Below are 26023 nucleotides of genomic sequence, written 5' to 3' on the forward strand. Positions count from 1 at the left end.
GCGATGAACCTTTTTTATGGGCGTCCCGAAACGTCAGTTGTGAGCGTATAACTGATGTTGAACAAGGCTGCGCAACTCACTGGGATTAATGGGCTTCTGCACCAGCCGGTAACCACTGGATCTGGCCTGCTTCAGTTTATCCGGATCGGTGGTGCCGCTGATAAGCACGCCGGGGATATTGGTGCGAAAATGATCTCTCAACTGGCTAATGATTCCAATGCCGTCGGGTCCTTTAAGCAGGCTCAGGTCGGTCAGGATGAGATCCGGAGCGGTTTGTGATTCGGGCATTTTTTGAAGCATATCAACGAGTGATTCAGCCACAATCACGGTGAGACCCCAGCGGGATAGCAGTGTGTGCATGGCATCCAGAACGCTAGGGTCATCGTCGATGACAAGCACGAGTTTCTGCCTGTCGTGCGCGTGGGGATGGTTGGCATCGTGCTTGACATGATTCTCTGCCTGGGCCTCGCTTCCTAGAGGGCAGCGGATTTCGAATGTGGATCCGTACCCCACCCTGGATCGTAGTGAAAGCGGGAGGCCCAGCAATTCACACAACCTGCGTACGATGGCCAGGCCGAACCCGAGTCCTTTTTCCTGTTCCTGGCCTGCATTGTCCAGTTGCTGAAACTCGATGAACGCCGTTTCCTGCTTATCCGGCGGTATCCCTGAGCCGGTGTCGATCACCTGGATGAGGACGTGGTCTTTGCGTCGTCGGGAGGCAATGAGTACGCCACCGGTGTTGGTGTAGCGCAGAGCGTTTGTTATCAGGTTTCGCAGGATGCGCTCCAGCAGCGCGCGGTCGGAATAAACGACGGTTCTTGATGAATGCATACGCAGGCTAAGGTGCCTGTTCCTGGCTTCCTCCCGGTATTCGCGCTCTAATCCTTCGAGACACTCTGCAATGTCAAAGTGATAGGGTTCCGGCTGCACGGCGTTGGCGTCCAGTCTCGAAATATCAAGAATGCCGTCAAACTGTTTTCTCAGTATGCCCAGACAGGTATCCAGGCGTCGAAAAATCCGATTGCCTTCCTGTCGGTTGTGTTTTGGCGTATCTCTTAGTGCATCAATGTACAGCGAGATGGCGTGTAATGGCTGGCGCAGATCATGGCTTGCTGTAGCGAGGATTCGCGATTTGGCGAACACAGCCTCCTGGGCCTCTCTGGTCTTGTGTTGCAGCTCACGGGCGAGATCAGCGCTGGAATAGTGCAATCGCATTTCCGAGCGAACGGTGGCGTTGAGCTGCTTTGCGATGTTTATCGCCGTCAGCAAGGCCAGCACCATAAGGCACGCGAGTGCAAGGTAAGGCAGGCTGCCGACGAAGGCCAATCTCAGTATCAATGCGATCAGAATGGGGACGCCGTACACATAGTATAGCGGCAGCCAGTGCGTACCGGAGGTAATGGAACCGATGCCAAGCGTCACAGCAACGGTAATCATGAACACCTGGTGAGGAGCAGAATGTTCATCAAAAAACGCAAAAGTCGCAATTACCCAAAGCGAACCCATGAAGGCGGTGCTCAGAAGCAGCCCCACGTGCCACTTGCTGGCGCTCTTGTCTCGTGAGGCGTGTAACTGGTAGTGCCGGGATAACAGGTATTTCGCGTAAATGCCCGCCATTGCAGCCAAAAACCAGCCAATCAAGAGCGTTGCTTCATTGCGGGGCCATAGAACGATCACGACTGTGAGTGGCACGATCGCGGTTACGATCGACCACCTGCGCAGACTTGGAAAATACGGAGAGAGCGACTCAAACGTAATGCGTTCCTCAATGTCCAGTGCAGACATAGCGGCCTGGCTCCTGCGGTTCAGCGTTCGATAAGATCCCGTGTTCTGGCGATATGAACGCAATCGGTGCGGTTGACCGCATTCAGCTCAAGTAGCAGGGAGCCCACATGGGCTTTGACGGTGTGTTCGGTCAGGAAAAGCGCGGTGGCAATCTGGCGATTGGAATAGCCCCTGGCCATCAGTTCCAGAACCTGGCGCTGGCGTCTGGTGATATTGCCGGCGAGCGGCGTCCGTCTTGGTTTCAGGGTATCGATCTGTTTCTGGATGCCGGGTGGAATGTAGGTGTCACCTGACAGTACGCAGGCCAGCGCGGCCAGCATTTTCTGGCTGCTGTAGCTCTTGGGAATAAACCCGAGGATGCCCATTTCCAATGCCGTCTTGATGGTTCGGGCGCATTCCTCGCCGGATACCACGACGACGGGATACCAGATCCCCTGCTCATGCATTCTCTGAATAATCGATAGGCCATTAAGTCCCGGCATCACAAGATCAATCAGTACCAGATCAAATGATTCGTCAGACTCGAGTTGCGCAATGGCCTGCTCGGCACGGCTTGCTTCGGTGATATCAGGCTGGGGATGAATTTTCTGGAGAACGTGCCAGATGCCGTCGATAAAGAGCTGGTGGTCGTCCACGACGAGTATCTTCATAGCAATCGCCTGATCTGGGCCATCGAAACTGAGCAGAAGTGTAGCAAATACGCTGGCAAATACCCCTATTCCGTTGAAATTAGCGCTTATGGCTAATGATTCGTTCGCGCTCCTTACGGATACTTGTTTAGTTACAAATTGTTAACAACAACCATAAACACGAAGGTATCGTTCAGTCTGTTGAGCTTGGTCTGCCGTAATTATGGCTGCATCAGCTCCGAACCATACCAGCGTACGCTGAACGGAACTCGGAGCGATGATGAACACCCCCACTGTGAATAGCGGCAACGGATCAATGCAGGCCGGGTATGCCCGGTCTGGCCCTGTTTTATCCCCTGGAGTCTGGAAGAAACTGTCCCGCCTGACGGTTCTGGCGTTTGTGCTCCTGCTCGGCGCCTGCGGTGGCAGCAGTAGCGATGATGACACAGATTCAGCAAGCCAGATTGAACCGAATGCCGAGGAGCTTCCACCGGTCAGCGACGTCAAATCGCTCAGCCAGCGGTATGTTGAGGTGACGTTTGAACGGGCGGCCTCCGAAGACGCGGCTGAAAACATAAAAAACTACAACGTTGTACTCTCCAACGGAAACTCTGCGCCGGTTGTTGCGGCAAACATGGCGGCAGATGGCAGAACGGTGCTTCTTGAGATTGCCCCCGCCCGGTCAGACCTCCAGTTGGTGCCCAACGGCACCCTGGAGTTCGATCTGGTGGGCGTGGATGATCCGGCAACGGTGTTCACCGGCAACGGCACAAATGAGCCGATCATTGAGTCCGTCGCCTCCCTGAGCGATACGGTGGTCGAGGTGCTGTTCAATGAGCCGGTGTCAGACAATGCGGGCTTTCTGGAAAACTACCGGATTGAAACGCCAGGGGGCGAAACGCTGGAGATTCTGGCGGCCACTATGGGCGCTTCCGGTGATAGCGTGATTCTGACCACCGGGCCGCAGGACGATGTGCCCTACACCGTCACGCTGACCGGCGTTTCTGGCAAGGTGAGCGCTCTACCACTGCTTGCGTCCGCCAGTAACCTGAATTTCTCAGGCCTTTCCCGCAATACGGCAGCGTCCACGGCTCCTGCAGTGACCAGCGCGCGCTCGTCTGGCAATACTGGTGTGGTGATTGACTTCAACAAGCCAATGGGAATAAGCGCCATCAACCCGGCCAACTATGCGATTGGCCAGGAAAACGTTAATCCTGAAGCCAGTGGCCTGACGGTTGTCTCTGCTGAATTCTCCGGCGCTGATCGCAGTGCCGTTGTGCTGACCACCCGTTCCCAGAATTCGCTGACCTACCGGGTGACGGTGGGCAACGTCCGGGATATTAACGGCCAGTCGTTCAGTGTCGCTAATGGCACCCTCGATGTGATTGTCGCCAACAGTACCACCTTTGCCGGCACCGGGCCGGACGCCGGTACGCTGGTTGATACCGACGGCGATGGCCTCTACGACAACGAAGAACAGAGCGGTTATACCGTGATCATTGAGATGGCCAACGGCGACATCGTAGAACGCCAGGTCACCAGTGACCCGGACGTGGCCGACACCGATGGCGACGGTGTCAGTGATGGCGCGGAACTGCAGTACGGCATGAACCCCCGCGCCACCGACACCGATGGCGACGGCCTCGATGATAACCTCGAACTCAACACTATTTTCAGCAACCCGTTTGCGCAGGACTCTGACAACGATGGCTTGCAGGATGGCTTCGAACACTTCGACTTGAAGACATCGCCACTGCTTGCTGATACCGACGGTGACCAACTCTCTGACTATACCGAACTGTTTGAGTTGAACCGGAACCCACTGCTTGCGGACCTGCCCAAACTGCGCATTGATGTGGGGAATGTTCGACTGCAGATTGACGAGCGCTACAGCTACACGGACGAGACCGGCGAAGTGATCTCCCAGGAGTCAAGCTCCAATTCGACGCTGGCGACCAGCGAGAGCACTTCGTTTACAAGTTCAAGCAGTGATACCACGGAGTGGGGCGTCGAGGCGTCACTTCGGGCGGGACTTGGAAGTGGCAATTTCTTCGGCGGGAGTAGCAATAACTTAAGTGGTGGCGCTGAGCTGACGGTTACTGGCGGTTACAGTGCGTCCAGCACGGTGGCCACGGACGACGAGTCGGCGCAGGAAAGCCAGGAAGTTTACGAGAACTCCCTGGTCAAGGGGGCAGAGCTGTCCACTACCAATACGGTAGCGAGGGAAGTCGTCGGGGCCCGGATTGATGTTGATCTGTCGATTCTCAATCTTGGCAACGTTCCTTTTAACGTGAGCGATATTGAAATTACGGTGTTGCAACAAGTCGGTAGTAGGACCAACTTCCTGCCGGTCGCTACGCTGGTGTCGAACTCAGAGCTAATTTCAGGGACGCCACTGAGTGTTAGCCTGGGGGCGTTCAGCACCGAGCGCGGACCATTTTTGTTCGCCAGCCGTGAAGTGTTCCCGAACCTAGTTGAGGACATAATGCGCAAGCCGGACGGCTTGGTCTTTCGAGTGGCCAATTACCGGGTGACCGATGAACTGGGCCGTACCTATACCTTTATCAACCAAGTGGCCCGCGACCGCACCGCCCGTATCGCGCTAGATTTTGGCGATGCAGATTCAGCAACGGATTATCTGGTCGCAACCAGCGGTGTGTTGGATGATGGGGGGGTCTCCGGTGGCGGGTATCTGGGAGGTTATGCCCCAAATGGCGACGCGATCGGTTTGCCGATTGGTTATGTGCTGGAGGCTATCATGGACGTTCCGCGGCACGACACCACGCTTGACCGAATCGTTTCCGGTGTTAATGGTCTTCTTGACACCGATAATCCGACATCGGTGGGCGGCGACGACATCGTCACCCAGTTTAATGGAGAGGCGGTGGTTACTGTTGGTCCGAATGGGTGGTTGGACAGCCGACCTGCAGGCGATGATTTAATCCTCAACCCTGATGTCGCCAGCGGCATTGTTGCAGGTTTGAACAAACGCGCCGACAGTCTGGCTCAGGGGGACGATGTCCAGATTGTGCCCCGAGATACCACCGGTTTAAGTATCGGAACGCTGGTGATCGGTCCAGGAGCCAACGGCAGATTGGACACGGGGCGCTTCGGCGACGATCAAGTTGAGTTTGTGAGTGGCTATGAGACCAGTCGCACTTGTGCGGTTAGCTCCAACAAAGCGGGTGACGTGTGTCGGGTCGCTGCAGACTGCGGGTGCGAGGCAGGCGACTCAGACGTTCGGTGCCTGGTTCCGGTTGTGGAACCGGTCAATGCCTGTAGCGGACCGGAACAACTGGTGCGCATTAACACCATGCGCAATGGTGACTTGAACCGGGGCTGGGTCGTACTGACGGCTGAAAGCCTACCGCCTGCAGCGGATTTCAATGAAATTCTGGTGGAAGCGGGCAACGACCTGTTTCTGGCGTTTCTGCAAGACTTGGACGGGGATGGTCTGTTTGCCCGCAACGAGTTCCTGTCAGGATCCACGGACAGCGGAACGGACAACTACGTCAACGGTTCCTTTGGGGAAGGTTTTGATCCGGATGTGGCCGGAGGGTGCCCGCTGCCGGAGCCTTTCTGCGACGGCATCCCGGATTCCAGGGATACCGACCGGGATGGCCTGGGAGATTTCGCAGAAATCAATGTGGGCTGGAAGGTTGCAGTGGACGGCGGCAACCTGAGGCAAACCTTCTCATCACCGCGCTTTCGGGATACCGATGGCGACGGGTTGCTCGACCCAGTTGAGCAGGACTTGCGTCGTTACTGCGAGGCGAATGACTCCCGAACGGACGCTTTGTGTGCATTTTTACAACGAGACCCTGTGGTCATAGATCAGGCCATTGGCATTATTGCCGGCAGAAATGGTGTAGCAGAGAGCCAGGCGAGCGATACCGATGAGCAGTTGGTGCCGGTGGGGGCCATCGTGGCGTATGGTACGGCGGTGGTTGGTCCTGGTACGGATAACATTCTGACAACCAGCCTGGCGGGCGACGATCTTTACGAATCGATCAACAGCATCCCGCCGGCGACGGACCCGACTCAGCGGGATACCGACCGGGATGCCATTTCGGACTTCATCGAGCTTGAGGGGTTTGATGCTGGACTGGCGATCGTGGATGGTGGCAACGGAATTGCCGATTCGTTAAAGAATGGTGACGATATTCAGCGCGTGTTTTCAGGCAACCCTGTCTATCCGGAAAGTGTTGTTATTCTTCCTGGAAACAATCAGTTGATTGATAGTGTCACCAAAGGTGATGACAGAGTTCGCCCTGCTATTGAGGGCCTGGTCAGTGACCCGTTGCGACGGGATACTGATGCGGATACTTTTGTAGACGGCCTGGAGCTGGCGCTGGGGTCGAACCCGACCGAGTTTGACGGTTCTGACTTCATCGATTCCGATCTCGATGGTCTTTCAGATCGGGAAGAAGACACGCTGGGATGGGTGGTGAGCGTGAACGGAGCCATAGGCCGTCAGGTTAATTCGAGCCCGTCGCTGCCCGATACCGATTTCGACGGCTTGCCGGATGTGATTGAGCGGGACCTGCGGACCGACCCCAATAATCAGGATACTGATGGTGACGGACTGTCTGACTACGAGGAAGTGAATGACCTGAGAAAGTATGCCGAGCTTGGGCAGCTCTATCCGGTTCTGGATTTCCCGAGCTCGACCGGGGGCCTGGGAACCAATCCGTTACTTTCCGACAGCGATTCGGATGGCTTGTCGGATAAAGCAGAAACGCAAGAGGGTTTTCTCCTGCTTATCCCTGGCCGCTCGACCGCAAGTACGTTTTACACCAACCCATTGCTGGCTGATACCGATCTTGATGGCGTGAACGATGGTGACGAGGTGAATCGCGGCGGATTGAATCCTGAGCCAACGGATCCGACAGATCCCGATACGGATGATGACAATCGTAATGACGGTCAGGAAAGGGCAGCGAGCAGCAATCCGTTTGTTCCCGATGCAGTGGTCACTCTTCGCTACACTTTCTTATCGTTGAATGCTGCTGGCAGTGACAACGAATGGGATTGGACATTTTATGCCCAGGGAGGCGGCGATCGTTATCCAGGTAGAGTTGTCGTAAACACAAGAGAATTCACCGATAACTCTTCTTTCGTGTTAGTGGAAGCACCGGCCTGCAATTACATTGAAGTCGGGAACCTTGCGACTCTCTACTTTAGCGGCAGTTATGCAGACCAGACGTTTGTGATGCAGGCGGGGGATGCCATTGTGTTAAACGGGACAGTCAGAGAGATCGACGGGAGCGGTGGATTTTGCCCTGCTGGAGCTCCTGTAGAGGTCGATGAGCTAGCTACTTTCGAAAAGGTTCTGACCTTTGAAGACATTGTTGGTAGTGCTGCAGGTCGAAACGGGACTATTACAACGGTTGCATTAACGGGTAGCGCGACGCCGAATGTTGGCTGGCAGGTGCTGGTCGAGTAGCAGTCAGTCCGAAGTCGAGAGCTTCTCGAAACAGACTGGCTACAAATTCCGCCCGTTGTCCAGCTTCTGGATAGCGGGTTTTTTTTGTGGACGTCTATTCCGTGCACATAGGCCAGGTTGAATGGTTCGATTACTTTCTGTACACTTTATTTTAATTGAACGTTCAATTAATAAAACGGACAGGAAGCGCGATGCCGATTGTTGGCGTGAAAGACACCCGAAAGCAGCAACTGATTGATGCCACCATGGCGTCTATTGCCGAGCTGGGGCTGCAGAACACCACCATCATCTCCATCAGCCGTCGTGCCGGCATGTCGTCCGGCATCATCAGCCACTATTTCGGCGGTAAGCAGGGGCTGATCGAAGCCGCGTTGCGTTATTTGCTGGACCAGTTGGGGAAGGAGCTGCGGGAGCGGATGGCTCGCACCGACGGGTCGCCGGAACAACGCCTTCAGTGCATCGTGGAAGCCAACTTTTCCGAGTTCCAGCGTACCGATCTGGCGGCAAAGACCTGGCTCAGCTTCTGGGCCCGCTCCATGCACGAGCCGGGTTTGCAGCGCCTGCAGCAGATCAACAACGCCAGGCTGTACAGCAATCTCCGTTACTCCTTCGCCCAGCGTTTGCCAAAACAGGCCGCCACCGAAGCCGCCCGCCAGCTGGCGTCGATGATCGACGGCTTCTGGCTGCGAAGTGCCCTGAGCACCGATCCCCAGGAAGGCTTCTCGGCGGCGGAAACGCTGTGTAAACGATTTGCGTTGAACGCACTCGAATCCGCCCTTAATTAACCCCGAATTCACACGATCAGGTTTGAATCCCATGACTGAATTGCCCCGTTATCAGAACTTTATCAACGGCCAGCCCATGGCCAATGCCTCCGGTGAAACCTTCCCGGTTGTGAATCCGGCCACGGGCGAAGTGATCTATGAAATGGAAATCGCCGATGAAGCTGTCCAAAAGGCCGCGATAGACAGCGCCCAGGACGGCTTCAAGGTCTGGTCTGCGATGACCGGTGCCCAGCGTGGCCGTATTCTCCAGCGTGCCGTGGCGTTGCTGCGGGAGCGTAATGACGAACTGGCTGCCCTGGAAGTTCAGGACACCGGCAAACCCTGGCAGGAAGCCCAGGTCGTAGACGTGGTAACCGGTGCAGACACCCTGGAGTATTTTGCGGGGCTGGCGCCCTCGGTAGAGGGCAACCAGCAGGACCTTGGCGGGGATTTCTATTACACCCGTCGTGAGCCGCTGGGCGTGTGCGCTGGTATCGGTGCGTGGAACTACCCGCTGCAGATTGCCTGCTGGAAGTCCGCCCCGGCCCTGGCTACCGGCAACAGCATGATCTTCAAGCCCTCGGAGGAAACGCCAATGGGCGCCCTCAAGCTGGCGGAGATCTTTGTCGAAGCCGGCGTACCGGCCGGCGTGTTCAACGTGGTCCAGGGCGCGGGTGATGTCGGTGCCTGGCTGACCCACAGCCCCGATATCGCCAAGGTGTCGTTCACCGGGGAAGTCGGCACTGGCCGGAAGGTAATGACCGCGGCTGCCTCCACCCTGAAAGACGTCACCATGGAACTTGGTGGTAAATCACCGCTGATCGTTTTCGACGATGCAGACATCGATAACGCAGTGTCCGCAGCCATGCTGGGTAACTTCTATACCCAGGGCGAGGTCTGCACCAACGGGACGCGCGTGTTTGTGCATGAAGACATCTATTCGGAGTTCATGGACCGCCTGCTGGAGCGGACACTGAACAATATACGTATGGGCGATCCCACCGATCCGGACACCAACTTTGGCGCATTGATCTCGCAGAAGCACCAGCAACTGGTGCTGGATTACATCGAGAAAGGCATTGCCGAGGGCGCCACCCTCAGCCACGGCGGTAAGGCCGCGAAGCCGGCCTCCGCGCCCGGGGGTTACTTTGTGGAGCCCACGATCTTCACCGACTGTACCGATGACATGACCATCTGCCGCGAGGAAATTTTCGGGCCGGTGATGTCGGTACTGACCTTCTCCGACGAGGAGGAAGTGATCGACCGTGCAAATAGCACGGATACGGGCCTGGCAGCCGGGGTATTCACCAGCGACATTCGTCGGGCCCACCGTGTCATTCATCGCATCCAGGCTGGCATCTGCTGGATCAACAGCTACGGAGCATCGCCTGCGGAAATGCCGGTGGGTGGCTACAAGCTCTCCGGTGTTGGCCGCGAGAACGGCCGAGTCACACTCGACCACTACACCCAACTGAAGGCGGTGTACGTGGGCATGGAAGACATAGACAGCCCTTTTTAAGCGGGTTGTCAGGAGTTGCGTATGAAAGAAGTGAACTACGATTACATCATTGTCGGCGCGGGGTCTGCAGGCTGTGTGCTGGCCAACCGGCTTACCGAGGATGGCCGCCACCGGGTGCTGCTGCTGGAAACCGGCGGCAGCGACAAGAGCATCTTTATCCAGATGCCCACGGCGCTGTCCATCCCCATGAACACCAAAAAATACGCCTGGCAGTTTGAGACCGAGCCGGAACCCTACCTGGATAACCGCCGCATGCACTGCCCCCGGGGCAAGGTGCTGGGCGGCTCTTCCTCCATCAACGGCATGGTATACGTACGTGGCCATGCCCGTGATTTCGACGAGTGGCAGGAGCAGGGCGCCGAGGGCTGGGACTATCGCCACTGCCTGCCCTATTTCAAGAAGGCGGAAACCTGGGCCTTTGGCGCTGATGACTACCGTGGTGACCAGGGCCCGCTGGGCGTGAATAACGGCAACAACATGCAGAACCCGCTCTACAAGGCCTTTGTGGATGCGGGCGTGGATGCCGGTTATTTCGCCACCGACGACTACAACGGCGAGCGCCAGGAAGGTTTCGGCGCCATGCACATGACCGTCAAGAATGGTCGCCGCTGGTCTACTGCTAATGCTTACCTGCGCCCCGCCATGGCGCGGGACAATCTGACCGTGGTCACCCACGCGCTGGTGCACAAGGTGTTGCTGGAAGGCAAACAGGCCACCGGTGTGCGCTACGAGAAAGACGGCAAGCTGGTGGACGTTACGGCGTCAGAGGAAGTGATCCTGTCCGCCGGGTCTATCGGTTCGCCTCATCTGTTGCAGCTTTCCGGCATTGGCAATCGCGGCGTACTGGAGCAGGCCGAAATCCCCGTCAATCACGAACTGCCCGGTGTCGGCGGTAACCTGCAGGATCATTTGGAGTTTTACTTCCAGTTCCGCTGCAAGCAGCCGGTCTCTCTCAATGGCAAGCTCGACTGGTGGAACAAGCTCAAGATCGGTGTTCGCTGGTTGCTTAAGAAAGACGGCCTGGGCGCCACCAATCACTTCGAGTCCTGCGGCTTTATCCGCTCCAAGGCGGGCGTCGAGTGGCCGGACCTGCAATATCACTTTTTGCCAGCGGCCATGCGCTATGACGGCAAAGAAGCCTTCGATGGCGACGGCTTTCAGTTGCACGTTGGCCACAACAAGCCGAAAAGCCGCGGCTCGGTATATGTGCAGTCAGACGATCCCCGTCAGCCGCCGCGCATCCAGTTCAACTACCTGCAGCACGAGGATGACCGCGAAGGCTTCCGTGATTGCGTGCGCCTGACTCGTGAGATTGTCAGCCAGCCGGCGATGGACGCCTATCGAGGCTCCGAAATCCAGCCCGGCGTTGATGTGCAGAGTGACGAAGACATAGACGCCTTTGTCCGCCAGGCGGTGGAAAGCGCCTATCATCCATCCTGCACCTGCAAGATGGGTATGGATGACCAGGCAGTGGTAGGTCCCGACACACGGGTTCATGGCCTCACCGGCCTGCGGGTAGTGGACTCGTCCATCTTCCCCACCATCCCCAACGGCAATCTCAATGCCCCCACCATCATGGTGGCGGAGCGTGCCGCTGACCTTATTCGTGGCGTCGAGCCACTGAATCCGTCCGATGCCGCAGTGGCGATGGACGGGCAATGGCGTGATCGTCAACGCCCCGGAGGGGCCAGACGCGGGACCGCCTAGTACCTTTCCCGGCGGCACAATGGCCGCCGGTAGTTATGCAAACCATCAGGACTTACCTATCGTCGCTGCGGCGCGATAACCGTGCCGTTCCGAGCGCGCGATAGTTAAGTGTTGACCCGTCAACGCGGGGGTTTGTGTCCGATTCGAATGAACACGTGCTTCAAAGTAGAGGAGGAACACCCATGTTGTCCCATATAATAAGTAATGCCAGAAACTGGAGGCATGTATGACACTCTGGTTATCCACAGGCCTGATTTTCACTTTCGCGGCTATCGCGCTGATCCTGTTCAAATGGTGGGACCTGAAAGTCATCGGCGTAACGCCGGTACGCACCTTCACGTTTATCGCCATTCTGTTTACCTCGGGCCTGGACGTCGGCCTGATCATGTTTCCGCTGACGGAATTTGCCGGTTACGGCAACCTGACGGAAAGCCCCGAATACGGCTTTGCTAACCCACTGGCGATTGAGTTCGGGTTCTGGGCCTTTCTGATCTGGGGGTTCTACTTCCTTACCTGCTTCTACTTCTGTGTGATCGAGCCGCGGGTGAAGTTCTTCGACATACCGCTGGTGCGAGTGGTCAACAATGTGGTGATCATCGGCACCTGTGCCTTTACTGCGTTCCTGTTGCTGGTCAACCTGCCCTGGTATCTGCCGGAAATTGGTGACGGCGAAACCGTCGTGCCTACGTTCTACCTGATCGTCTTCGCGGCGATTGCGGCGGCGGTTTATTCCAGCAGTAAAATCAAGTATGTGCGCATACTCAGCCTGGGTTCCAGTTGGCTGTTTATCGCGCTGATTGCGGTAATGTGGGGCCGTGCCTTCCTGACGGGCAACGGCAGTGTCGGCGACTTCTTTGGCACGGCAGGGTTGATTGGTGAGTACTTCAGCAACCTGCATCACTTCATGTTGCCGTTGAACGACTACCACGAGTTTTATCTGTTCTGGTGGTTCTCCTGGAGCATCATGATCGGCCAGTTCACTGCGCGCTTTGTCAGTGGCCTGCGCACCTGGCAGTTGATGATCGCCATGCTGGTGTTTCCGTCGATTGCCATCGGTACCTGGTTCTCGGTGCTCTACCATTACCACGCTGAGGGCCTGAACATCGCCAGCTACATCAACATAGCCATGATCACGGTGGGTATCCTGATGGTGATCAACTCTCTGGACTCGCTGATCCGGCTCTACACCGACAATCTCAACCTGACCGCAAGCCGGCTGGGCCAGTGGAAATATTACTTCGGTAACCTGATTGCGATGTGTGGTTTGACGCTGCTGTTCCAGTTGGACTTCCTGCGCATTCAGTGGGTGGGCGCGCTGGTGATTGCGCTGTACTTCGGCTGCTTCGTATACATTGTCACGAAACGTCGTGCTGAGGTGATGGGCATTGAAGGTTCGCCCAAAGAGAATACACTCGACTTCAGGAAGATTGAGTTAGCGAGCTAGATAGCTTTACACATCATCAGGGGAAACCCGGGAGGGCTTTATGTTTCTCGCCGAAAAATCGACCGGACACATGATCGAGGTGTTGGATACCAGAACGCTGTTTGATCCTAACGAGTCCACCGTGAAGGGCAGTCTGCATTTTGGTGAAGAAGCCCAGGACCCGGAGTTTTTCGACAAGGCCGGCCTGAATTTCCCCTCCGGGGAATCCCTGCCGCAGTGCTGGACGGACCCGGATTACCGCAGGCGGTGATCCGGGTTAACCGCAGCCATCAAATGCCAGGTCGGGCTGCCCGCGATGTTTGAGGGAATGAGCCTGACAGAGATGGCGGGCCAGGCGGTCAGCCTGATTGCACTGGGCTTCTGCATTGTCGGCTTTGCCAGCAAGCGGGATGACCGTTTGATGGTGCTGCTGATCTCCGCGAATGTGGCCTTTGCCCTTCAGTTTGCCCTGTTCGGCAGTTGGACGGCGGCGGTGCTGAGTTTGCTGGTGATCGGCCGCATCGTGCTGGCCCGGCGATATCTGGGCAACTGGAAAGTCATGCTGGCGGTGCTCGCGGTAAACCTGCTGGCAGCGGCTCTGACCTGGCGGACGCCCGTCGATTTCTTCGCCATTGGCGCGGCCATGTTCGGTACCGTCGGTATGTTCATGCTGCGCGGCATTCCCATGCGGCTGACGCTGGCCGCTGCTGCGATCTGCTGGATGTTGAACAACCTGCTGATTGGCTCTGTCGGTGGCACGCTGGCAGAGGGTATGGTGGTGGTGACCAATTTCATCACCATCTTCCGCCTGGCGAGAATGAAGCGCCGTTATCCGGAGGCCTTCGCCAAACTGAACGAGCCGGACTCATAGCCGGCCGCGTTCAAAACCCTTCAGTACGTTCACCACATTCACGCCAATGGCATCCACATCGTAGCCTCCTTCCATGGTGAACAGGGTGGGCAGGTTCAGTTTCGCCAGCCGCTCCCCCATCGACAGGTAGTCTGCGGACGTCAGCTTGAAGAAGGAAATCGGATCGTCCTCGAAGGTGTCTACTCCCAGGGCGATCACCAGTGCTTCGGGCTGGTATTCCGTAATGCGCTGACACGCGGTTTCCAGCCCTTCGCGCCAGACCTTGAAGGGCGTGCCGGGTGGATACACCAAGTTCTGGTTATAGCCGTTGCCGTCGCCTTCGCCGGTTTCATCCTCAAACCCGAGAAAATGAGGGAACACCAGGTCTGGGTCGCCGTGCAGGCTGATGGTCAGGACGTCGCTGCGCTGGTAGAAAATGGCCTGGGTACCGTTGCCATGATGGAAGTCGACATCCAATATCGCCACGCGTTTGGCGCCCTGGTCTCGAAATGCCTGGGCGGAAATAGCCGCGTTATTGAAAAAGCAGTAGCCTCCGAACAGGTCGGCATGGGCGTGATGCCCGGGTGGGCGGCATAGTGCAAACGCGGCAGGGTCTCCGTTGGCCACCAGTGACTGTGCGGTCAGCGCTACGTTTGCTGAGGCGCAGGCAGCATCCCAGGTACCCTCGGTGATCGAGGTCTCGGCGGCAAAGCTGTAGTAGCCCAGGCGGCCGTCGATGTCTTTGGGTACCCTTTCCCGCATACCCCGGCCCGGCCAGACGGCGGGAATGGCCTCGCCGGGTTTGTTCTCGGCTTCCCAATCCTCCCAGCAGATTTGAAGGAAGTTCACGTAATCCGGGGTGTGCACGCGCAGAATCGGTTCCAGGCCGAAGTCTTCTGGCGGAAGGACGTCTCCCAGTTGTTCCTGTTTGACCCGGCTCAGTATGGTTTCCGCCCGGGAGGGCTTCTCGTGGGGCGCGATAAGCATGCCACCGTCCAGCTCAGTTGTGGCGGTACGGCGGTTGTGCAGTGGGGAAAAAACGGTCTTCATGGAAAACGATTCAGTGTTGGTTGCAAAGTGTCGTTCGCTGGCGGTCCCTGGCCGATATCTGACAGTATATTACCCATCTAACCAAACAACGAACCTGTTACAGGATGCCGTCATGAAAATCGCTGTCTTCTGTGGCTCCAGCCGGGGCAATGATGTAGGTTTTGCTGAAGCCGCCGAAGTGTTCGGACAGTACATGGCCAGCCAGGGTATGGATCTTGTGTTCGGCGGTGGCAAGGTGGGACTGATGGGGGTGGTGGCCGATGCGGTGCTTGCTGGCGGCGGTCAGGTGTACGGGGTGATCCCCGAGTCTTTACGTGATCGTGAGCTCGCCCACCAGGGGCTGACCCGGCTGGATGTGGTTGGCTCGATGCATGAGCGCAAAGCGCTGATGGCAGACATGGCCGATGCGTTCGTGGCTTTGCCCGGTGGGCCAGGCACCATGGATGAAATCTTCGAGGCCTGGACCTGGGGCCAGCTTGGGTACCACAGCAAGCCGTGTGCCTTCTACAACGTCGATGGCTACTACGATGATTTGCTGGCTTTCATCCGCAAGATGTCGGGCGCCGGCTTCCTGAAACCGGAGTACGCCGAGATGGTCATCGTGGCGGACCAGCCAGTGGATCTGGTAACGGCGCTGAAAAACTATCAGCTGCCGTCCCGCAAATGGTCGTGAAGCTGCTGTAGGCTCAGGTTTTCCGCCGCCAATGAGCGCGAAGATACGCAGAGTGCACCGCAGGCGGCCCCGAGTCGAAGGCAGGTTTGCAGGTTTTCACCGCGCAGGTAGCCGCACAGAAAGCCACTGAAGAATGCATCACCTGCTCCATTGGTATCCTGCACCTGGCGAACCTGAAAAGCCGGTTGTTCAACCCATTGCCCGTCTCGGCTCAACAGCGTGGCGCCGTCACTGCCGTGAGTGCATACTACCAATTCCTTACCATCGCCGATCATCCTTTCCATAAACCCGCGATAGTCCGGCAGGTTGTCACTGGACAGGAAAATCACGCTGGCGGACTCAATAAACGGCTGATGGTGGGGGTTACGGCCGTCGTAGTCGTGAAGGTCCGTCCAGATGGGCTTGTTGGCGTTTTTTGCCAGTGTCATCGCCGGCTTGGTGTAGCCCAGTATATTGATCACCACCAACGTACAGTCGGAGATTGCGGCGGCCACCGGTACCCAGTCAACGACAGCTGGATCAGCCGGTGGCTGTACAAACAGGGAAATCCGGCCACCGTGAGGGTCCATCAGGTTCACGTGCTGCTCTGTCGGCGTGTCGGTGATTTCTGCAAGCAGCTCGATGCCGGGTTTTGCCAGTGCGTGGCGCACCCGATCGGCTTCAGTATCCTTTCCCAGCAGGGTATGGAGGACAACCGGATGCCCCAAAGCTGCCAGATTCAGCGTTTTGCCGGCACCGGTGCTGCCGACGGCTTTGTAACTGTGCCTGGGCCACAGTGTTTGCGGTGTTGGCGTTGGCAGGGCATCCAACTGGACGATGGTATCCAGTGATGCACCACCGATAATCACGATGGAGTTTTTCATGGAGCTGGTCTCTGCAGGAAGATCCGTTCAGCTTACCGGGTGTAAAACTGGTCAGGCTCCTCCCCACGACTACGCCCCTGAACGATCAGCCAGCAGCGTGGTGCGATCTTTGGCCTCCCTTGCCGCCGCGATAAGCCTGACCGACTCATTGAGCTGATCAATAACTTGCATCGCTTCGTCATGGGTAAGCACCACTGAATTTGTGTGGCCGCAGCACCATTGCGATGCACCGCTATCCAAGATTTCCCTATGAGGCGATGAGATGAAACGAGTATTGGTATCGAACGGCAATCCGATGGAATCGATTGTTGGATTTTGTCGCGCTGTGAGAGTCGGCCCTTATATTTCTGTCGGCGGAACGGCACCTGTCGATTCGGAAGGAAAAACTGTCAGCATCGGAGACCCTGCCGCACAGGCTAGACGGTGCCTCGAAATCATCAAAGAAGCATTAGAAAACGCGGGATCTAGAATGGAGGATGTTGTCCGAACGCGAGTAATGCTTACCAATATTGAAGACTGGGAAAAGGTAATTGATGTACGCGCAGAGTATTTCAAAGACATCAAGCCAGTAGACACCATCGTGCAGGTGTCACGATTTGTGAATCCTGAGTGGTTGGTTGAATTTGAAGCAGATGCAGTTGTGTCGGACGGAACAGAGCCTGAAACAGTCGGGCCAAAGAAATGACCGGAGCAGATCGGTATAACAAACGCATGCAGTTGAATGCAGCAAAGCTGCGCTGATCATGCCCCTAAACAAATGCGTTAAATCAGTAGTGGTACCGGAGCTGGGCAATGAGCAAGGCGTCATCCGTGACCTTGTAAACGATGCGGTGTTCTTCGTTAATTCGTCGGGACCAGTAACCAGCGAGGCTGTGTTTGAGGGGTTCCGGTTTGCCCACTCCCTCGAATGGTTCTCGTTTGGTCTCCTTGATAAGCTTGTTGATTCGGTTCAGGATTTTTTTGTCGGTTTTCTGCCAGTACAGATAGTCTTCCCAAGCGTTCTCGGAGAAGATGAGTTTCATTCAAGAAGTTCCTTTTCCTGACCACCGCCTTGCTCCAGCTCGGCAACAGATTCCAGCAAACGTCGAGTGTTTTTGGGTGCGCGCAGAAGGTACGCGGTCTCTTGCAACGCTTCATAGTCCTCAAGAGATATCATCACCACGGATTGTGACTTGCTCCGGGTGATAACCACCGGAGAATGGTCTTCACAGACCTGCTCCATGGTTTTTGCTAGATTGGTTCTAGCGGCTGTGTAGCTGATGGCATCCATAAGGCTGATCCTGTACAGAATATTGTTCATGTTCAGGATACCGTACAACTAAGGATTTAACAATCGGCTGCGCAGCGACCGGTTTTCCGCCGTTTCGCGGCTCCAAACCGGCGCGTGAGCCGGACGCTATAAGTGTCAGTCATTGTCTCCATTTACGGTAGGCTCCTTTCCCTACTTTTCACTGCATGAAGGAAACACGAATGCTTATAGACCTCGAGTCGATCGAAGCAAAGCACATCCACCCGATCCTGACCCAGACCGTAATCCCGCGGCCGGTGGCGTGGGTGTTGTCGCAGAACCCTGGAGATGACTACAACCTGGCGCCCTATTCGTTCTTTACCGTGGTTACCGGTAAACCGCCGATCCTGATGGTATCTGTGGGCAAGAAACCCAGCGACAGCAGCTTCAAAGACACTCGAGTGAATATTGAGGCTCGTAAGCAGTTTGTGGTGCACATTGGGAGCCGCAGCCAGGCTCAGGCCATGACGGAGTCGTCCCGCCATCTGGACCACGGCCAGTCTGAACTGGACCGACTGGATATGAAGTTGGTGCAGGAAGAAGGCTGGCCGATGCCCCGGGTCGAGGGGTGCCTGGTGGCGTTTTACTGCGAGTTGCGAGAGGTCATTGAAATGGGTGACACGCCGCAGTCGCTGGTGTTTGGCAATATCAAGAAGGTGTTTGTGGACGATCAGGTTGCCAGCATTAACGATCAGGGGCGTTACGTTATTGATGCCAAAGGCATCGACCCTATTTCGCGGCTGGGTGGCAGCGAATACGGCACCCTGGGCGATATTCTCAACGTGCCGCGCCCGGACTGAGGCAGACTGCAACAGGCTCAAACGAGCTGACAGAACTGACCGAAACGGCGCCGAATTCATCGCATGGGGCCAATTTCGGCGTTTTCCCTCCTGGGCTATTCTCATCCTGTTGGCGTGTGATCCGCGCTGAAATGTTGATAAAACAACGGCAAATGCCGACAGGGTGGTTATGAGCGAACAACATGTAGACGTACTGATTGTCGGCGCCGGCGTTTCCGGCATTGGCATGGCCTGTCACCTCAAACGAGAGTGCCCGGGTAAGTCTTTCACCATCATTGAGCGCCGTGAGTCCCTTGGAGGCACCTGGGATCTGTTCCGCTACCCGGGTATCCGTTCCGATTCCGACATGTATACCTTTGGCTACAACTTCCGCCCCTGGACCGGGGGCAAGGTGTTGGCGGATGGCCCGTCGATCAAGCAGTACGTTCACGATACAGCCAGGGAAAACAACGTTGAACAGCATATCCAGTATGGCCTGGCGGTTGTTTCCGCTGAGTGGTCAGGCGCAGACAAGTGCTGGACACTGACGGCCCGCAAGGAAGCCACCGGCGAAACCGTTACCTTTACCGCCAGCTTTCTGGTGGGCTGTACAGGGTATTACAACTACGATGCCGGCTATAAGCCTGACTTCCCTGGCGAGGCCGATTTTGGCGGCCAGATAGTGCATCCGCAGCACTGGCCTGAGGACCTGGACTATACCGGCAAACGTGTGGTGGTGATTGGCAGTGGTGCCACGGCCATCACCCTGGTGCCAACGATGGCGGAGAAAACCGCTCACATAACCATGTTGCAGCGTTCGCCCACCTATCTGATGCCGCTGCCATCCCGGGACGCCGTGGCGCTGGGCCTTCAGAAGGTTCTGCCCGCCAATGTCGCCTATCGGCTGACCCGTGCCCGTAACGTCAGCATTGCACGGCTGCTGTTCAATCGTTCCCGCAAGAACCCCAAGGCCATGCGGCGGTTGTTCCTGGCCATGGTACGCCGGCAACTGGATGGCAAGGTCGATATGCGCCATTTCTCACCCAGCTACAACCCCTGGGATCAGCGCCTGTGTGTGGTGAAGGACGGTGATCTGTTTGAGTCTATCAAGGCGGGCAAGGCGTCGGTGGAGACGGACCATATCGAACGCTTTACCAAGAACGGTATTCTGCTGAAATCCGGCAAGGAACTGGAGGCTGACATCATCATTCCGGCGACGGGGCTGGATATCCAGATGCTGGGTGGCATGGACCTGGTGGTGGATGGTCATCCGGTCACGCTGCGGGACAAGGTGATCTACAAGAACGTAATGGTGGAGGGCGTACCCAACGCCGGCATGATTTTCGGGTACACCAACATCTCCTGGACCCTGAAAGCCGATATCGCGGCTGAATACCTGTGCCGCCTGTTCAATCATATGGACAGCAAGGGGCAGAGCGTCTGTATACCCCGTGACACCGGCGACAGTCGCGCCGGAGACACCATGATGGGCGGCCTGGATTCCGGTTATATCCGCCGGGCTGACGACAAGTTGCCAAGGCAGGGAACCCATGGCCCCTGGAAGGTCAGCCAGAACTATCTGGAGGATGTGAAAACCCTCAGGTTTGAGCCTATCGAGGATGGTTACCTGGAGTTCGATGGTCGCCGGCCGGTTCAGCAAACCAAACCGAAACGCGGTTTCATGAGGCCGTTGCGTTCAGCGCTGTTTGGCTCTTGAAGGTGTGACACAGCTCGATCATTGATGAATGCAACTACAAATCTGCCGCAAAATATGGCAGTCTCATTGCCCGTTTTTGAACAGGCAATGATGTATGTCCGGCCGTAAAAATAAGAAGAATATGCCGTTGTGGCATCCGGTTCTCTGGCCTTCGTGGCTTCTGGTCTTCACGCTTTATCTGCTTGCCCTGCTGCCAATGTCGGCCAAACAGCGTTTTGGCCGGCGGCTGGGCTGTTTTCTGGAAGGCAAGCTGACGTCACGGGCCAAGGTGGCCAATACCAATATTGCGACCTGTTTTCCGGAGCTTGATGACGCCGCTCGTGAGCGATTGGTGCGGGATAACTTTGTGGCCTGTACCCGTGGTTTCCTGGAAAGTATTCACGCCTGGTGGCGGGATATGTCGGGTTTTTGCGAGGGCGCCGAGGTTCAGGGGCTGGAGCACCTGCGAGAAGCCCAGGCCAGAGGTAAAGGTGTGCTGTTAATCGGCGGACACTACAGTATTTTCGACTTTGCGCTTCCGCTGATTGCCTGTCACCTGAAGAAACCGGGGTATATGTACCGCCCCAACAATAATCCGGTGATTGACCGGATGATTGAAAACGGTCGCCGGCGTCACTTCGGTATCCGCCCGTTCACCAAGCGTGAGTTGAGGCCGTTGGTGTCGTTCCTCAAAAAAGGCGGGGAAGTCTGGTTTGCCTGCGATCAGGACTTTGGCAAGAAAACCGAGCTGTTTGTGCCGTTTTTTGGCACCGAGGCCGGGTGTATTACCTCACCCAGCTACATTGCTCGCGTGTCCGGTGCCTCAGTCATCTGTGTGAGCCATCTGCGGATGCCTGATGGTCGTTACCGGGTGATATTCTCGCCAATCCAGGAGGGATTTGGTGTCTGCAAACAGAGCGATACGGAAACCTGGAGTCGTTACATCGAAGACACCGTTCGTGAACAGCCAGACCAGTACCTATGGCTGCACAAGCGCTTCAAAACCCGGCCCGAGGGGTGTGCCAAGGTCTATTGATGCCTCGGGCTGTTTTCAGGATTACTCGCGGCCCAGGTAGCGCCGGACAATGTCCTTCCAGCCTGATGATTCCGTGACCTCAAGAATCTGCTCGGACACCGGCCCACGCAATGGACTTTCGGACGGCAGGGCCAACCCATAGAGTTGCTGCTGGAAAATACCGGGCAGCAGGGTCAACCTCTTGTCCCCCAGTTGCAGGTTGCGGTATTGCAGCAGGGCCCTGTCGTAGACCACGGCATCGGTTTCACCATTGGCGACTGAGAGCATGGCGCTGGTCAGGTCTGGATAGAGTTGGTGCCGAATGCGCTGATCTTGCAGATACTGCTCGCTGGCGGTGTTAGCGATGGTGGCTACGTTGGCGCGGTTGAGGTCGTCGGGGCCCTGAATCTGATATTGCAGGTTGCTGACGGTGAGCGATGAGGTAATCGCTGCGGTAAAACTCGCCACCATGATCAACCCGGCAAACATCCACACCAACGCAACCATTCGGCCCGCCAGCGACACCGGAGCCTTGTCACCATAACCAACAGTGGTCATTGTCACAGCCGCCCACCAGAAGCTCGCTCCTATTCCCTGTACCGCGGTGCCACCAAACTGCTCCGGATTGCGCCGACGCTCAAACAGCCACAGCACAAATCCCACAGCCAGAAGCAAGCCACCCAGGGCGATAACCACGCTCATAAATTGCCAACTGATCAGCGCGCGAAGGCTGGCGAGCAGCCCCTGCTCCGGCGCCGGAGGTACTGCGATGGACAGGCCTGTCTGGTAGAAGGGGTGGGTGAAGTCGAATGCCGCTTCCCGTTCGGCGGTCATGGTGAGAGCGCCCACCGCCACGTCGACTTGTCCGCTTTCGACCTGCGTCAGTAGATCACTGAAGGAGAGAGGAACGAATGTGTATTCCCGGTTCAGGCCATCGGCAACCTGGCGCCACAGATCGATACTGATGCCTTCCCATTCGCGGCTGTTGGTTTCCATGACAAAGGGCGGGACAGTGGTGATGCCGACTTTGATCGGCTCCGGTTGCCCCGCCGCCTGACTGGTAAACAGCAGCAGGAGGGGCAGGGCAAGCCGTGAGATCCATCGTTTCATGGGTAAGTCCGTGTTGTCAGGAAGTTAGTCAAACGCTGAGCTGATCACATCACGGTAGTTCCGGATGCGCTGTACATAGTGTACTGGTTCGTAGCCACGGGCGTAGCCGTAGCGGGTACTCGGGTAGTAGCGCTTGTCGGCTTTCAGTGGCAGGACTTCTTTCATATCGTCCCAGGAGTCAGGGTTTTTGCCCAGCTCGCGCGCAAGCTGGCGGGCATCCAACAGGTGACCACGGCCAATGTTGTAACTGGCCAGGGCAAGGAAGGTGCGGTCTGGCTCAGGAATGGTTTCGGGTAATCGGCGATGGCGATCCGCCAGGTAGCGGGCACCGCCATCAATGGCCGCCACGGGGTCCAGACGGTCCATTACGCCAAGGGATTCGGCGGTGTTCCGGGTCAGCATCATGATGCCGCGAACGCCGGTGGGTGATACGGCAGCCGGGTCCCAGTGGGACTCCTGATAGGACAGCGCCGCCAGCAAGTCAGCCGGCATGCCGGTTGTGGTTTCTGCTTCGGCGAAGCGATCAATAAAGTTGGGAAGTCGCTCATCTATCCGGCGGTTGAGGGCGCGCAGGTCGACGAAATCGAATTCGCCGATGTACGCGTAATAGCGGCTCTCGATATAGCCGATGGCTTCGTCACCGTCAGTGCTGTTCATCCATTCCCGGGTGGTTCCCGCCAGATCGTCGGAACCGGCTGGTAGGTACCAGCCCAGGTTATTGCCCTGGGTGAGGTTCATGGCCACTTCCAGGTGGGGGAAGTGGCGGCGCATGACCTGAACGATGTTGGAGTCAGCGACGGTGCAGTCGATGTCCTGCTCAGCGACTTCAGAAAGCAGAACTTCGGTCGTTCTGCTGTCATCTTCGGTGAACGTGATACCTTCGTGTTTGCTGGCGAGCTTGTTCAGAGTTTCCACGTAGCTGGAATCGGCGGTGACCGCAATGCTGACCTCAGGCATGCTTTCCGGTTTTCTGGGCATGGGTCGCATGTCGCGATGACACACCAGTTGCTCGGTGATTTCGGTGTGCGCGGGCCCGCGTGTGAACCGTTCTGTCCGTGATGGCAGGTGGGTCAGCCCGGCGGCCGCCAGATGCGTGTTGCCAGCCTCCAGCGCCTGCAAGACCTCGGCGGTTGAATCGTGCATGGTCCAGTTGACGGTCCAGCCTTTGCTCTCGGCGAAGCGTGACACCAGGCTGAACTCTGGGCCAATGGGGTTCTGGTGGCGGTCGAGATAGTAGGTGGTGGCGCCGTTGCGAGTTGCCACCTCCAGTACGCCGGTCTCTTGCGGCGGCGCGAGTTGTTCGGCCGTTTTACTGATGGATGCGGTTTCAGATTCGCCCTGGCTACAACCAGCCATGATGGCAATGAGCGGAAGCAGGGCTCCCTTCAGCGCATGAGTCATAAAGACCTCGTTTTTTGGATTTATAAAATTATAAGGGTTTCTACGTACTCTGTGTGGAAACGTATCACTTTGATTTTGAGCGGCCTGTGCAGGCCCGGGTTAACTGGCCTATGCTGGAGTGGTTCGATATTCCAAGGAGATGCGTAATGAAAGTCTGGACCAGAATCCCGATTCTTGCAGCTTTGCTGATTCTGCCACTGGCCGCGATCGGTGCCGATGGGGCTGATGGAATGGTAACGACGCAAAGTAATTACAGCGTTGCGATGACGGCGGACAAGCTGGTCTCGACCCTTAAAAGCAAGGGTATGACGGTGATGAACCGCATTAACCACACGGAGGGGGCCAGCAAGGCGGGGCTGGAACTACGCCCAACCGAGGTGGTGATTTTTGGCAACCCGAAGGTAGGGACGCCCCTGATGCAATGTGCCCAGAGTGTGGCGATTGATTTGCCGCAGAAAGCGCTGATCTGGGAAGACAGTGAGGGAACGGTCTGGTTAGGCTATAACGACCCGGAGTATCTGAAACAGCGTCACGACATTGAAGGCTGTGATCAGGTCATCAAAAAGATAGAGGGAGCACTGGCCGGTTTCGCAAAAGCGGCAACGGAATAACGTTTACTGATGCCCGGCAGTCACGTGTGGACGTGGGTTGGTATCAGAATCCGACGGCCAGGCTGGCGGTGACGGTGTGGCGATCGTAGCTGTAGCGATCGATGTTGCTGTTGTTGTCGATACGGTCCAGATCCAGACTGAGAGATGTTCGACGAGAGAAACGATATGTGGTGCCAACGGACAGTGTATGACGCTTGTCTTCACGACGTATCGTTTGTCGGCCCTCGGGAACAATCAGTTGGTGTGGCGTACGATAGTAACTGAAGCGAAAGCCCGCCCCCGCTTCAACACTCAGTTGGTCAGTCAGGTCGTACTCAATGCCTGCATCAAGGCCATGTCGCTCGGGCGACACACTGAAGAACTCCTCTCCGGTATCCAGATTGTCCCGGTCATTGTAGTCAGCCCGGTATTTGAGTTCCGCTGTCCAGTTCCCGGGCCGGAGACGGTAATGGGCATCAAGCCGGTACATCTGGCCCCGATAGGCATCGAATCCAGGTAACGGAAAAATCTGGGTGGCCTCTGCTCTAACCAGGCATCGCGCGCCGGGGCCTGGGCAGTCGAGGGTGGTTATGCCGGCCATCAGGCGAGCGCGACGTTCCCTTGATCGCCGATCCCGCCATATATAGTCGCCGCCAAGGCCTACGCTGATCACTCCCGGTGCGGTTTTCTGAACCCATTTTGCACCCGCCTGAATCACCTGCAGGTCAAACGTGTGCTCGGAAGGGTACTGACGCGAATAGAACTTGATGTCCGAACGCAGTCCCGCCGAAGAGTCGCCATAGAGGTAATAGGAGGCAGCCGCCAGAGTTTCCACAAAGCCGCTGTCGAGCTTTCGGGGGGCGGTATCCGGGAACAGCGCAACGTTGTCTTCATAGCCACCCCCGATGGAAACCAGGCCAGCCCAACGTTTTCTGGGTGAGGCAGCATGCATCGTTGGATCGAGGCGTTCAAGTTGACGGGTGGCGAGCGATATCAGGTTGTCGTCAGGATCGGACGCAAGCACGTTCTGGAACGCTTTTGTTGCGGCGTCCTGATTTTCACGGGCCAGGGCGGTCAACCCGATGTTGTAGTAGGCAAGCGCTTTCTGACGGGTGGGGATAAGGGTCCGGAAGGTTTGCTCCGCCTCCTCGTAAAGCCCGAGTTTGTAATAGACAACGCCCAGGTTGTAATTGAGTGAGCGGGAGCTCAACCCCTTCGAGACGGCGGACTCAAGTAAGCGGCGAGCTTCATCCAGGTCACCGGCGTTAAACGCCTGGATACCCGCACGGAAGAGCGTCTTAGCCTCGGTCGTATGCTCCTGAGCATGGGCGGTTGACAGCGCGAGACACAACACCAGTGCGATGGTCAGAAGACGGCGCAAATACTCTCTCCGGAATAGTCTGAACTCGGACTCAGAGTATAACAGCCATTGGAC

At 56.8% G+C, this 26023-nt stretch carries 22 protein-coding genes; 13 read left to right on the forward strand and 9 right to left on the reverse strand.

The window, feature by feature from the left end:
• Positions 1–33 precede the first annotated feature (33 nt).
• Positions 34–1785 (reverse strand): ATP-binding response regulator, encoded by a 1752-nt coding sequence (locus B2590_RS08845; protein WP_091643986.1) that lies wholly within the window; start codon positions 1783–1785, stop codon positions 34–36.
• A gap of 20 nt (positions 1786–1805) precedes the next feature.
• Positions 1806–2435, reverse strand: coding sequence for a response regulator (locus tag B2590_RS08850; protein WP_075194613.1), 630 nt, complete (start codon positions 2433–2435; stop codon positions 1806–1808).
• Between the two features lie 259 nt (positions 2436–2694).
• Here B2590_RS08850 and B2590_RS08855 point away from each other — a divergent pair, with 259 nt between their 5' ends.
• From B2590_RS08855 to B2590_RS08885, 7 genes are all read left to right on the forward strand, one after another.
• Complete coding sequence (locus tag B2590_RS08855; protein ID WP_127401991.1) at positions 2695–7860, forward strand: hypothetical protein; 5166 nt, start codon at positions 2695–2697, stop codon at positions 7858–7860.
• Between the two features lie 191 nt (positions 7861–8051).
• Positions 8052–8645, forward strand: a complete 594-nt coding sequence (betI, locus tag B2590_RS08860) for a transcriptional regulator BetI (protein WP_036211644.1) — start codon at positions 8052–8054, stop codon at positions 8643–8645.
• Positions 8646–8676: 31 nt separating this feature from the next.
• Complete coding sequence (betB, locus tag B2590_RS08865; protein WP_091643991.1) at positions 8677–10143, forward strand: betaine-aldehyde dehydrogenase; 1467 nt, start codon at positions 8677–8679, stop codon at positions 10141–10143.
• Between the two features lie 21 nt (positions 10144–10164).
• Complete coding sequence (gene betA / locus B2590_RS08870; RefSeq protein WP_091643993.1) at positions 10165–11850, forward strand: choline dehydrogenase; 1686 nt, start codon at positions 10165–10167, stop codon at positions 11848–11850.
• 226 nt (positions 11851–12076) lie between these two features.
• Entirely contained in the window at positions 12077–13294 is a 1218-nt protein-coding gene (locus tag B2590_RS08875; RefSeq protein ID WP_091643996.1) for a choline transporter, read from the forward strand.
• 40 nt (positions 13295–13334) lie between these two features.
• On the forward strand, positions 13335–13544 hold the full coding sequence (locus tag B2590_RS08880) for an acetyltransferase (RefSeq protein WP_286811863.1): 210 nt from the start codon (positions 13335–13337) through the stop codon (positions 13542–13544).
• 45 nt (positions 13545–13589) lie between these two features.
• On the forward strand, positions 13590–14144 hold the full coding sequence (locus B2590_RS08885; protein ID WP_036211628.1) for a YgjV family protein: 555 nt from the start codon (positions 13590–13592) through the stop codon (positions 14142–14144).
• Here B2590_RS08885 and B2590_RS08890 read toward each other — a convergent pair.
• Positions 14139–15173 carry a histone deacetylase family protein gene (locus B2590_RS08890; protein WP_286811864.1) on the reverse strand — a complete coding sequence of 345 codons (1035 nt, stop codon included), beginning with the start codon at positions 15171–15173 and terminating at the stop codon, positions 14139–14141. The genes B2590_RS08885 and B2590_RS08890 overlap by 6 nt on opposite strands.
• A gap of 112 nt (positions 15174–15285) precedes the next feature.
• Between B2590_RS08890 and B2590_RS08895 the strand changes: the two genes are divergently transcribed.
• Entirely contained in the window at positions 15286–15846 is a 561-nt protein-coding gene (locus B2590_RS08895) for a TIGR00730 family Rossman fold protein (protein WP_286811865.1), read from the forward strand.
• Here the strand turns inward: B2590_RS08895 and B2590_RS08900 are convergent.
• Entirely contained in the window at positions 15819–16709 is an 891-nt protein-coding gene (locus B2590_RS08900; protein ID WP_286811866.1) for a carbohydrate kinase family protein, read from the reverse strand. The genes B2590_RS08895 and B2590_RS08900 overlap by 28 nt on opposite strands.
• A 262-nt stretch (positions 16710–16971) precedes the next feature.
• Between B2590_RS08900 and B2590_RS08905 the strand changes: the two genes are divergently transcribed.
• The gene (locus B2590_RS08905; protein ID WP_286811867.1) at positions 16972–17394 is read left to right on the forward strand and encodes a RidA family protein; all 423 of its coding nucleotides are present in this window, start codon (positions 16972–16974) and stop codon (positions 17392–17394) included.
• Between the two features lie 82 nt (positions 17395–17476).
• Here B2590_RS08905 and B2590_RS08910 read toward each other — a convergent pair whose 3' ends face one another.
• Both B2590_RS08910 and B2590_RS08915 read right to left on the reverse strand, forming a co-directional pair.
• Complete coding sequence (locus B2590_RS08910) at positions 17477–17731, reverse strand: Txe/YoeB family addiction module toxin (RefSeq protein ID WP_008938367.1); 255 nt, start codon at positions 17729–17731, stop codon at positions 17477–17479.
• A complete protein-coding gene (locus B2590_RS08915) occupies positions 17728–17979 on the reverse strand; it encodes a type II toxin-antitoxin system Phd/YefM family antitoxin (RefSeq protein ID WP_286811881.1) in 252 nt (83 codons plus the stop codon). The genes B2590_RS08910 and B2590_RS08915 overlap by 4 nt, the downstream gene beginning before the upstream one ends.
• 200 nt (positions 17980–18179) lie before the next feature.
• Between B2590_RS08915 and B2590_RS08920 the strand changes: the two genes are divergently transcribed.
• The 3 genes from B2590_RS08920 to B2590_RS08930 all read left to right on the forward strand — a co-directional run bounded on the left by B2590_RS08920 (position 18180) and on the right by B2590_RS08930 (position 21508).
• Entirely contained in the window at positions 18180–18797 is a 618-nt protein-coding gene (locus B2590_RS08920) for a flavin reductase family protein (RefSeq protein ID WP_286811868.1), read from the forward strand.
• Positions 18798–18966: 169 nt separating this feature from the next.
• Positions 18967–20493 (forward strand): flavin-containing monooxygenase, encoded by a 1527-nt coding sequence (locus tag B2590_RS08925; RefSeq protein ID WP_151983061.1) that lies wholly within the window; start codon positions 18967–18969, stop codon positions 20491–20493.
• A 94-nt stretch (positions 20494–20587) separates the two neighbouring features.
• Positions 20588–21508, forward strand: a complete 921-nt coding sequence (locus B2590_RS08930; protein ID WP_036211605.1) for a lysophospholipid acyltransferase family protein — start codon at positions 20588–20590, stop codon at positions 21506–21508.
• 21 nt (positions 21509–21529) lie between these two features.
• On the opposite strand, the gene B2590_RS08935 is transcribed toward B2590_RS08930, so the two are convergent.
• A complete protein-coding gene (locus B2590_RS08935) occupies positions 21530–22597 on the reverse strand; it encodes a transporter substrate-binding domain-containing protein (RefSeq protein ID WP_269400238.1) in 1068 nt (355 codons plus the stop codon).
• A 24-nt stretch (positions 22598–22621) separates the two neighbouring features.
• Positions 22622–23998 (reverse strand): membrane-bound lytic murein transglycosylase MltF, encoded by a 1377-nt coding sequence (gene mltF, locus B2590_RS08940; RefSeq protein ID WP_269400237.1) that lies wholly within the window; start codon positions 23996–23998, stop codon positions 22622–22624.
• A gap of 146 nt (positions 23999–24144) precedes the next feature.
• Between mltF and B2590_RS08945 the strand changes: the two genes are divergently transcribed.
• The gene (locus tag B2590_RS08945; RefSeq protein WP_228210594.1) at positions 24145–24609 is read left to right on the forward strand and encodes a DUF302 domain-containing protein; all 465 of its coding nucleotides are present in this window, start codon (positions 24145–24147) and stop codon (positions 24607–24609) included.
• Between the two features lie 43 nt (positions 24610–24652).
• On the opposite strand, the gene B2590_RS08950 is transcribed toward B2590_RS08945, so the two are convergent.
• Complete coding sequence (locus B2590_RS08950; protein ID WP_286811870.1) at positions 24653–25969, reverse strand: tetratricopeptide repeat protein; 1317 nt, start codon at positions 25967–25969, stop codon at positions 24653–24655.
• Positions 25970–26023: the final 54 nt, after the last annotated feature.

It is taken from the genome of Marinobacter sp. UBA3604, from assembly GCF_002375325.1.
GTDB classification, from domain to species: domain Bacteria; phylum Pseudomonadota; class Gammaproteobacteria; order Pseudomonadales; family Oleiphilaceae; genus Marinobacter; species Marinobacter salarius.

Coding starts and splice junctions, on each gene's coding strand:
- B2590_RS08945 (WP_228210594.1), top strand. CDS start 24,145: ATGAAAGTCTGGACCAGAATCCCGATTCTTGCAGCTTTGCTGATTCTG.
- B2590_RS08900 (WP_286811866.1), bottom strand. CDS start 16,709: ATGAAAAACTCCATCGTGATTATCGGTGGTGCATCACTGGATACCATC.
- mltF (WP_269400237.1), bottom strand. CDS start 23,998: ATGACTCATGCGCTGAAGGGAGCCCTGCTTCCGCTCATTGCCATCATG.
- B2590_RS08845 (WP_091643986.1), bottom strand. CDS start 1,785: ATGTCTGCACTGGACATTGAGGAACGCATTACGTTTGAGTCGCTCTCT.
- B2590_RS08890 (WP_286811864.1), bottom strand. CDS start 15,173: ATGAAGACCGTTTTTTCCCCACTGCACAACCGCCGTACCGCCACAACT.
- B2590_RS08915 (WP_286811881.1), bottom strand. CDS start 17,979: ATGGATGCCATCAGCTACACAGCCGCTAGAACCAATCTAGCAAAAACC.
- B2590_RS08880 (WP_286811863.1), top strand. CDS start 13,335: ATGTTTCTCGCCGAAAAATCGACCGGACACATGATCGAGGTGTTGGAT.
- B2590_RS08875 (WP_091643996.1), top strand. CDS start 12,077: ATGACACTCTGGTTATCCACAGGCCTGATTTTCACTTTCGCGGCTATC.
- B2590_RS08850 (WP_075194613.1), bottom strand. CDS start 2,435: ATGAAGATACTCGTCGTGGACGACCACCAGCTCTTTATCGACGGCATC.
- B2590_RS08910 (WP_008938367.1), bottom strand. CDS start 17,731: ATGAAACTCATCTTCTCCGAGAACGCTTGGGAAGACTATCTGTACTGG.
- B2590_RS08855 (WP_127401991.1), top strand. CDS start 2,695: ATGAACACCCCCACTGTGAATAGCGGCAACGGATCAATGCAGGCCGGG.
- B2590_RS08905 (WP_286811867.1), top strand. CDS start 16,972: ATGAAACGAGTATTGGTATCGAACGGCAATCCGATGGAATCGATTGTT.
- B2590_RS08930 (WP_036211605.1), top strand. CDS start 20,588: ATGTCCGGCCGTAAAAATAAGAAGAATATGCCGTTGTGGCATCCGGTT.
- B2590_RS08925 (WP_151983061.1), top strand. CDS start 18,967: ATGAGCGAACAACATGTAGACGTACTGATTGTCGGCGCCGGCGTTTCC.
- B2590_RS08885 (WP_036211628.1), top strand. CDS start 13,590: ATGTTTGAGGGAATGAGCCTGACAGAGATGGCGGGCCAGGCGGTCAGC.
- B2590_RS08895 (WP_286811865.1), top strand. CDS start 15,286: ATGAAAATCGCTGTCTTCTGTGGCTCCAGCCGGGGCAATGATGTAGGT.
- B2590_RS08920 (WP_286811868.1), top strand. CDS start 18,180: ATGCTTATAGACCTCGAGTCGATCGAAGCAAAGCACATCCACCCGATC.
- betB (WP_091643991.1), top strand. CDS start 8,677: ATGACTGAATTGCCCCGTTATCAGAACTTTATCAACGGCCAGCCCATG.
- betI (WP_036211644.1), top strand. CDS start 8,052: ATGCCGATTGTTGGCGTGAAAGACACCCGAAAGCAGCAACTGATTGAT.
- B2590_RS08935 (WP_269400238.1), bottom strand. CDS start 22,597: ATGAAACGATGGATCTCACGGCTTGCCCTGCCCCTCCTGCTGCTGTTT.
- betA (WP_091643993.1), top strand. CDS start 10,165: ATGAAAGAAGTGAACTACGATTACATCATTGTCGGCGCGGGGTCTGCA.